Origin of the sequence: Pseudoxanthomonas mexicana, assembly GCF_010093385.1 — a bacterium.
In the GTDB taxonomy this organism is placed as follows: domain Bacteria; phylum Pseudomonadota; class Gammaproteobacteria; order Xanthomonadales; family Xanthomonadaceae; genus Pseudoxanthomonas_A; species Pseudoxanthomonas_A mexicana.
On record NZ_PDWV01000095.1, the window covers coordinates 1 to 6,018 of the forward strand.

Below are 6,018 nucleotides of genomic sequence, written 5' to 3' on the forward strand. Positions count from 1 at the left end.
CCCCCCGCCAGGAGGGCCCCCCGGGCCCCGGAGCCGTGCGGCCGCGGAAGCGGCGGCCCGCGCCCAGCAGGAACGTGCGGCGGATGCCGAGCGGCAGGCGGCCGAGCGGGCGGCGCGGGAGCGCGAAGCCGCGCAGTCCGGCAAGCCGCCGCGACAGGACTTCGTCAACGTCGACGTGTTCTACGCCACCAACCGCGCACTCGCGGCGACGTTCGCCAGCCTGCCGCCGGGCGACCGCTTCACGGCCACGCCAGCACGCCAGCTGGCCTACGGCACGGCCCGCATCAGCATTCCCAAGTCGCACGTGGCCGGCGAGCTGGAATCGCCGCGCTGGTACCTGCTGGAATTCAAGGAAGATCCCAAGCAGCACGTCATCCTGCAGGACGTGGCGCGGCTGGAGAAGTCGCCGTTCTTCGCCCGGCTGTACGACCGCGTGGGCGCATCCCGTGGCCGCAACGCCTTCGTCTTCGTGCACGGCTACAACGTCAGCTTCCGCGATGCCGCCCGGCGCACGGCGCAGCTGGCGTACGACCTGCGTTTCGATGGCGCGCCGGCGTTCTACAGCTGGCCGTCGCAGGCGGCACTGGCGGGGTACTTCACCGACGAGCAGACGATCGCGCGCTCGGTGCCGATGATCGAAGGCTTCCTGGCCGACATGGCCGACCGTTCGGGCGCGCAGAACCTCTACATCATCGGCCACAGCATGGGCACGCGTGGGCTGACCCAGGCGCTGCGCAACCTGGTGGCGAAGCGGCCCGACCTGCGTGGCCGCTTCCGCGGCATCATCCTGGCCGCACCGGACATCGACGCGAAGGTGTTCCGCACCGAGCTGGCCCCCGTGCTGCGCCAGGCCAGCGGACGCGTCACCCTCTACGCCTCGTCCGAGGACCTGGCGCTGAAGGCGTCCAAGCAGGTCAACCGCGGCCCACGCGCCGGGGACACCAGCGAAGGCGTGGTGCTGGTCTCCGGGGTGGACACCATCGACGTCTCCGGCGTGGACCAGAGCATGCTGGCGCACTCCTACTTCATGGAATCGGACAAGGTGATGGGCGACATCCGCGAGATGTTCCGCGCCAACCAGCCCGCGGCGCAGCGCAAGCCGCTGCAGTCGGTGAAGCTGGGCGCGGGCATCTTCTGGAAGATCCTGCCGCCGCCGTGATGCGACGGCAGGATCCGGTGGCGGGCGGCGACGGATCCCGGCAGCGCGGGGCCGTCGGCATGCGATCGCAGGAGAGCGCACTCAAGGCGGCGCGTCGTCCCTGTAACGGGCTATGAGTTGCGCGATCTCGGCAGGCGCATCCTCCTGCAGGAAGTGTTTGCCCCGTACCTGGTGCCACGCTTCCAGTCCGAGCGCATCGCACAGCTCGGGCGCGAATCGTGCCATGTCCAGGGCGGGATCCTGCGCGCCCCAGATCACCTGCGCGGGGAACGTCCTGCCGCGGAGAGCGGCGATGATTCTTCCCTCGAACTCGGGCGTTCGCTCGAATCCCCGCATGATCTTCCGGAAGGCAGCTCCGCCGTCCTGCCTGGTCAGCAGGTCGCCGTAAGCCCGCAGTTCCTGATTGCGCGGGCCGTCATGCACCCCCATCCTGCGCATGAAGGGAATGATCAGCGGTGTCCGGGTCGATGCGGTCCAGAGGGCGCCGACGACGGGATACACGAACAGCTGCATGACCCACGGCCGGCGGAACCGCGCCACCTTCACCAGCGAGTTCAGCACGGTGAGCGAACGGATTCTTTCCGGGATCTGCCGGATGACGTCGAACCCGATGGGGCCGCCGATGTCATGGACCACCAGATGGACTGAGTCCAGGCCGGCAGCGTCGAGGGCCTTCAGGGTCCAGCGTGCCAGGCCGCTCCACGTGTAATCGAAATGCGCCGGCCGATCGGCGAGCCCCATGCCGGGGAAGTCGAATGCGATGCCTTCCATGCCACGTGTCGCCAGCTCGGCCAGCAGCTTGCGGTACACGAAGCTCGACGCGGGAACGCCGTGCAGGCAGACCACGGGTTCCCCTTTGCCTTCCCGCCAGATGCGACTGTTCGCGCCGTCGACGTCGAGGCGGGTGCCGAGCGCTTCCCACGCAGGAACGATGTCGTCGTGGCGCATGATGACCCTTGCGGTGGACAGGCCCGGGCGCGTCGGCATCCGGTTGCCGTTTCTGCGCCAGGCGTCGCTCCGACTCTATCCGTCCCGCGCGGCCAGCGGAACCACGCGGGCGACCGACGCCATCCGCCCCAGGCCTACGGGCGCCACGCCGCGGTCAGCCGGCTTGAAGCCCGGTACGGAGGCCGTCAGCGCCGCAGGCCGACCACGCCATCCAGTGCCCGTTGTGCCTTGAATCCGGCCTTCTCGAGCCGCTTCGCCACTTCGCCCGGCACGTCACGCCCGCTGGTGAGCCTGTTGGGACTGCCGGTGTAATGGAACAGCCTGCCGCCACGGCGCAGCACGCGCGCCAGCTGGTCGTAGAACGCCTGCGAATACAGCTCCCCGGCGATGCCGAAGCGCGGCGGGTCGTGCAGCACGGCATCGATGGATGCGTCCGGGACGTCCCTGATGGCATGCGACACATCGGCATGCGCCAGTTCAAGGCGACCAAGGTGTTCGGGCGCATCCGGGTCCGGCGACCAGGGATTGAGGGTGCGTAGCCAGAGCACGTCCCCGTTCTTCTCGAACGAACGGATGCGCGTGGCGCCGGCCGCCAGACAGCAAGCGGCGAAGTAGCCGAGGCCACCGCAGGTATCGAGCACCACCTTGCCCCGCGGCTCCACCAGCGCAACCTTGCGCTGCGCATCGTCCAGCGGCGACTCCCTCGACGTCGGAAGCATCTTGATGCCGTCGATCTCGAACGTGGGCACGCCCCATTCGGTGGGCACCAGCTTGATCAGCGAGCCCGCATAGCGCGACACCGGCGCGAAGTCCTCGCCGTCCCACCAGTTCAGCGTCCGGTCCTTGAGCTTGCCCGGATACGGGTAGGCGATGCCGTGCCAGCGCCAGCCCTCGTCCTCCAGCAACGCCTCGCCCTGGGTGCATCCGAGGTCGAGCGAGCCCGCCCAGCGCGCCTCGCCACGCTCGCGGGCGGCAAGCAGGACGAGGGCGGTGTCACGGGTGAGCAGGGGGCCGGCGTAGCGGGACATGGAGACGTCGTGCGCAGTAAGCAGGCCCGCATTTTCGCCGCGATGGCCTGCGGATGACAGGGCAGCGGGCATCGCGGACCCCGCTGGTATAGTGCCGACCCCTTGTCCACACCTTGCCGTCGCCATGAACCTGCCAGCGCGCTTCCATCCCATCGGTACCCCGGGCCAGCCCTGGGGCGCGGCAGAAAAAGCCCAGTGGCGCGCGCAGCAGCGCGTGCGGCGCCGCTACGTGGACGATGTCGGCGTGGCGGTCGATGCGTTGCGCGGGCGTTTCGACGTGCAGCAGTACGGCACGATCGACTACGGTCCCGGCGAAACCTACCCGCTGTACGCCGTCCGCAGCCGCGACTGGGACGACGGCCTGCCCACCATGCTGGTCACCGGCGGCGTGCATGGCTACGAGACCAGTGGCGTGCACGGTGCGCTGCAGTTCCTCGAGCAGCGCGCCGGCGACTACGCGGGCAAGGCCAACCTGCTGGTGGTGCCGTGCGTCAGTCCGTGGGGCTACGAGCGCATCCATCGCTGGAATGCCGATGCGCTGGATCCCAACCGTTCGTTCCGGGCCGACAGTCCTGCACAGGAATCGGCGGCGCTGATCGCCCTTGTCGCGCCGCTCAGGGAGCGGGTACTGATGCACATCGACCTGCATGAAACCACCGACAGCGACGAATCCGAGTTCCGGCCCGCACTGGCCGCGCGCGACGGCAAGCCGTTCGAGCCGGGCGGGATTCCGGACGGGTTCTATCTGGTGGATGACAGCGAGCGCCGGCAGCCGGAATTCCAGCGCGCGGTGATCGCCGCGGTCGCTGCCGTCACCCACATCGCGCCGGCCGATGCGCAGGGCGAGATCATCGGTTCGCCGGTGGTGGCCGAAGGCGTCATCGAGTATCCGGTGAGATCGCTCGGCCTGTGCACCGGCATCACCGATGCGCGCTACACCACCATCACCGAGGTCTATCCCGACAGCCCGAAGGCCACCCCGCAACAGTGCAACGATGCCCAGGTGGCGGCGGTGGTGGCCGCGATCGATTACGCGCTGGCGAACGGTTGAAGCGGGGCGGTTGCGACCCCATCCTGCTTCGTGAAGATCCGGGGTCGACGGCGGCGTAAGCTGGGCCGGGGACCAGGATCCATGAGGAGATGACCATGGCAACCGGATGGGCCGGCGATGGCGCCGTGCAGGACCAGATCGACGCGACCGTCAAGGACGGTATCGAACGCGCGCGCCGCGCGTTGCCCAAGGGTCCCAGCCTGACCCGCTGCGAGGAATGCGAAAAGCCGATTCCCCTCGCGCGGCAAAAGGCGGTGCCAGGCGTGGGGCTGTGCGTGGCCTGCCGGGGGGCGGCGGACGCAGAGGGCCAGGGTGCCGCACCCTACAATCGGCGCGGCAGCAAGGACAGCCAGTTGCGCTGATGCGTGAGCGGCTGTCATGCGCACAGCAGAAGCCCCGCCGATGCGGGGCTTCTGCGTTCTGCGGTCGTGCGGGGATCAGCTGGCGCGCTTGAGCACCTGCTTGCGGTCGCGCATGACGTTGTGGCACTCGCGCACGCTGGGCAGCAGCGCCTGCGCTTCGGCGCGCGCGGCGGCGGGGGTGTCCTCGTCGGCGATGGTTTCGCTGAAGGCTTTCAGCAGGCGGTCCTCGGACTCTTCCAGTTCGGCCACGTAGCCATAGGTGGTGTCGCCCAACGCGGCGCGGACCTTGCCATAGAACTGCTGCATGCTGCCCACCATCGTGCCGTGCTCGGCGGGCTTGCCGCCCGCGGATGCCACCACGGTGCTCAGGCGGGTGACGATGTCCTGCTTGACGCCGGCGATCCGCATGAACAGCGCCGACAGTTCGGCATCCTTCACCTTGCCTGCGGCTTCGGTATAGAAGTCGTGGCCGTCGCGGGCGATCTCGATCAGGTCGTTGAGGCTGTGCTGGATCTTCTTCTGAGTGTTCATCAGAACTCCTTTGGGGGGATGTGTGGGACACGTCGCGGTGCCCGTGCAGGACACCGTGGCGCACGCGGCATCAACATCGCGTGACCGCGCGATGGAACCGTTCACCAACGTGCGCGCCTTGCGAAGCGGACGTAAGGGGAATGTGAGCATATGCCGCCGACGACCGTTCAAGGCGTTCAAGTCCGGCACCGGTCGGCCGATAGAACGGCGTCGAACCGGAGAAGAATGGCGGCTGCCGTGCCACTGCTGAAGAAGATGACGGGCTGGTGGAGGCAGGGGCGGTCGACCGCGCCTGCTTCCCCCATGCCAACGAACATGTCGGACGAAGGCCGGCTGCCGGCGGGTGGCGAGCGGAGCGAGGTCCCGAAGGAATGGGCCGGCACCCTGCTCAGGCTCGCCGGGGTGGAGAGCGTGCCCACGCGGGCGCCCCAGGAGGGTCTGCCCATCATCGGCGTGGCCAGGGCCTCGCTCGCGCGTTTCGCCGACGACCCGCAGCGCCTGCCGCGACGTCCGCAGATGTTGCCGCAGCTACTGGGCGCCCTGAACGATGCGGACACCTCGGGCCGCGACATCGCCGGCATCATTGCGCGCGACCCGGCGCTGGCGGCGAATCTGCTGAAGCTGGCCAACAGCGCACTGTACCGTCGGCATGCCGCGGCGATCGAAAGCCTGGATCGTGCCGTGGCGGTGGTGGGTGTGGAAGGACTGCGCCATCTCGTGGCCGTGGCGCTGATGCAGCCCGTGATGCGGACGGAGAGCGGTGTGTTCGGACGCCTGGCGCACCTGATTTGGGACCACACGCAGCATACGGCGGTAATCGTGGCCGGCCTGGCGCGCGCCAGCGGCAGGGAGCAGGTGTTCGTCGCCCAGCTGGCGGCGTTGCAGCAGGGGTTGGGCGCCATCGTCGTGGTGCAGGCACTGCGCGATGCCTGCGCGGAC

General features: G+C 69.0%; 7 protein-coding genes. 4 read left to right on the forward strand and 3 right to left on the reverse strand.

The features are described 5' to 3' along the window. Positions 1–1,159 (forward strand): alpha/beta hydrolase (locus CSC76_RS18545; protein WP_162111437.1); only part of this gene is annotated, 1,159 nt, incomplete at its 5' end. An 81-nt stretch (positions 1,160–1,240) separates the two neighbouring features. Here the strand turns inward: CSC76_RS18545 and CSC76_RS18550 are convergent. Both CSC76_RS18550 and CSC76_RS18555 read right to left on the reverse strand, forming a co-directional pair. Beyond that, complete coding sequence (locus CSC76_RS18550) at positions 1,241–2,107, reverse strand: alpha/beta fold hydrolase (protein ID WP_162111438.1); 867 nt, start codon at positions 2,105–2,107, stop codon at positions 1,241–1,243. Positions 2,108–2,292: 185 nt separating this feature from the next. Further along, positions 2,293–3,135 carry a class I SAM-dependent methyltransferase gene (locus CSC76_RS18555; RefSeq protein ID WP_162111439.1) on the reverse strand — a complete coding sequence of 281 codons (843 nt, stop codon included), beginning with the start codon at positions 3,133–3,135 and terminating at the stop codon, positions 2,293–2,295. Between the two features lie 124 nt (positions 3,136–3,259). Here CSC76_RS18555 and CSC76_RS18560 point away from each other — a divergent pair, with 124 nt between their 5' ends. Next, on the forward strand, positions 3,260–4,186 hold the full coding sequence (locus CSC76_RS18560; RefSeq protein WP_162111440.1) for a M14 family metallopeptidase: 927 nt from the start codon (positions 3,260–3,262) through the stop codon (positions 4,184–4,186). 95 nt (positions 4,187–4,281) lie between these two features. After that, positions 4,282–4,548: a DksA/TraR family C4-type zinc finger protein gene (locus CSC76_RS18565; RefSeq protein WP_162111443.1), complete on the forward strand. Its 267-nt coding sequence runs from the start codon at positions 4,282–4,284 to the stop codon at positions 4,546–4,548. A 75-nt stretch (positions 4,549–4,623) separates the two neighbouring features. Here CSC76_RS18565 and CSC76_RS18570 read toward each other — a convergent pair whose 3' ends face one another. After that, positions 4,624–5,079, reverse strand: coding sequence for a PA2169 family four-helix-bundle protein (locus tag CSC76_RS18570; protein WP_162111441.1), 456 nt, complete (start codon positions 5,077–5,079; stop codon positions 4,624–4,626). Positions 5,080–5,382: 303 nt separating this feature from the next. Here CSC76_RS18570 and CSC76_RS18575 point away from each other — a divergent pair. Further along, positions 5,383–6,018, forward strand: a 636-nt coding sequence (locus CSC76_RS18575; RefSeq protein ID WP_162111442.1) for an HDOD domain-containing protein, incomplete at its 3' end; no start/stop codon positions are given.

Coding starts and splice junctions, on each gene's coding strand:
- CSC76_RS18550 (WP_162111438.1), bottom strand. CDS start 2,107: ATGCGCCACGACGACATCGTTCCTGCGTGGGAAGCGCTCGGCACCCGC.
- CSC76_RS18555 (WP_162111439.1), bottom strand. CDS start 3,135: ATGTCCCGCTACGCCGGCCCCCTGCTCACCCGTGACACCGCCCTCGTC.
- CSC76_RS18560 (WP_162111440.1), top strand. CDS start 3,260: ATGAACCTGCCAGCGCGCTTCCATCCCATCGGTACCCCGGGCCAGCCC.
- CSC76_RS18565 (WP_162111443.1), top strand. CDS start 4,282: ATGGCAACCGGATGGGCCGGCGATGGCGCCGTGCAGGACCAGATCGAC.
- CSC76_RS18570 (WP_162111441.1), bottom strand. CDS start 5,079: ATGAACACTCAGAAGAAGATCCAGCACAGCCTCAACGACCTGATCGAG.